The 1,638-nt window shown below is 36.0% G+C and carries 2 protein-coding genes; both read right to left on the bottom strand.

Annotation, left to right across the window (positions count from 1 at the left end):
• Positions 1–108: 108 nt before the first annotated feature.
• Positions 109–414 carry a hypothetical protein gene (locus CBG25_RS09550; RefSeq protein ID WP_290606266.1) on the bottom strand — a complete coding sequence of 102 codons (306 nt, stop codon included), beginning with the start codon at positions 412–414 and terminating at the stop codon, positions 109–111.
• The gene (locus CBG25_RS09545; RefSeq protein WP_290606265.1) at positions 407–1,555 is read right to left on the bottom strand and encodes a thiamine pyrophosphate-dependent enzyme; all 1,149 of its coding nucleotides are present in this window, start codon (positions 1,553–1,555) and stop codon (positions 407–409) included. Before CBG25_RS09545 ends, CBG25_RS09550 begins: the two co-directional genes overlap by 8 nt.
• Positions 1,556–1,638 lie beyond the last annotated feature (83 nt).

Below are 1,638 nucleotides of genomic sequence, written 5' to 3'. Positions count from 1 at the left end.
CATAAACGATTATCTCGTAACAGCCGCTCTTTGTTGATCATTTCAAACCTTTATTCTCTAAGTTAAACCTCTTTTTATTCTCAATAGCGTGACAAAAAATGCAAGTCTCTATTCAGCAACTAGTTTAATAGCAATAACTTCTTCATACAGGATGTTCCCAGGCCAAACCAGATTAATAATAATACAATCGAGCTGATTGATATTCATATTCACCTGGTCTAAAGCTTTAAATAAGCAATTTACCATTAATTTAGTCACCGCGTCCTTCTCATCCAGTCGCCATAAACTACGTTTACCAGGTAAATAATTGTCATTTGTTGAAAATATTGTCTTTTTATTATTTTCTCTTAATATGTTTTGCTGCTGATTTGGTAATGCGCCAGCACAGGAAATTAACGAAATATTATTAATCATTTATAAATCCTTTAAGCGTTTCAATCCTATCTTTAAGCGGCGGAACTGCATTTTTATCAATTCTGACATCAATCACTGCTGGGTTTCTATTTTTGATCGCCTCAACAATAGCATCCTCTAATTGTTGAGAATTATTGGCCTGATAACCATCTGCCCCTAAAGCACGACCAAACAAGGCAAAATCAGTCACTGGTATATCGCAATCGAGTGGGTCGCTATTTAACATTTCTAGCCCTTGACGGCACATATTATAGCTGCTGTCATTCATCACCAACCAAATGGCAGCAAGATGATAGCGCACTGCTGTGCTGACTTCATTTGCCATTAACATAGCACCATCACCAATAATCCCAATTGCACACTCTTTAAAACCAGCTGCAATACCAACTAATCCACAAGCATAATGCCCCATAGCCCCAAATGCAGTCCCTAGCCGATAACGCCCAGATTGAGAAAATTTCAGGTAGTGACTTGCCCAAAAAAATGAGTTTCCAGCCTCAGCAGCTATGTAGCAGTTATTCTTATTAATTGCGACACGCTGAATGATATTCATAACCGCTAATGGATGGATAACTTTATCAGAATCATTATTATCTTTAATAATATAATCAACAAATTCAACCATCAGCGCTGAGTATTGAACAGCTGATTTATGAATTACCTTATTCTGAAGTGCACTAAGCAAAGTTTCAGTAAAGCATTGAATGTCACTTTTAAAAACAATCGCATTAGAAGGAAGATTATTTCTTACTTTATCTGCCTCCAGACCGACATAAAATAAATCTATATTGCTAAAATTTTTTTGTAAATAAAATGCGCTCAGTTCGCTAAGAGGACTCCCCATAATTACAACCACATAGCGAGAGCTATCACCAGTTATCTGCTTAGTTATTTCTTTACTAATAGAACCTATCCCAGTAGTTCCTATGGAGGCCAGACTATATTCGGAAATGATACCTTTACCTCTCGGCGTTGTTATAACAGCAGAGTTAGTCAATTCAATAATTTTTTGGATATTGTTCCCTGCATACCTGGCTCCAAAGCCTAGCCAGAATAAAGATTTTTTTGCTAATAAAAGTTCTATAAGCATAGAAAAATCTATAAAACTAGTTGCTGAATAGAGACTTGCATTTTTTGTCACGCTATTGAGAATAAAAAGAGGTTTAACTTAGAGAATAAAGGTTTGAAATGATCAACAAAGAGCGGCTGTTACGAGATAATCGT

The sequence above is a fragment of the Arsenophonus sp. ENCA genome (assembly GCF_002287155.1).
GTDB lineage: Bacteria > Pseudomonadota > Gammaproteobacteria > Enterobacterales > Enterobacteriaceae > Arsenophonus > Arsenophonus nilaparvatae.
The sequence above is the reverse complement of the archived record's forward strand: the minus strand, read 5'-3'. Positions and strand labels throughout refer to the sequence as shown.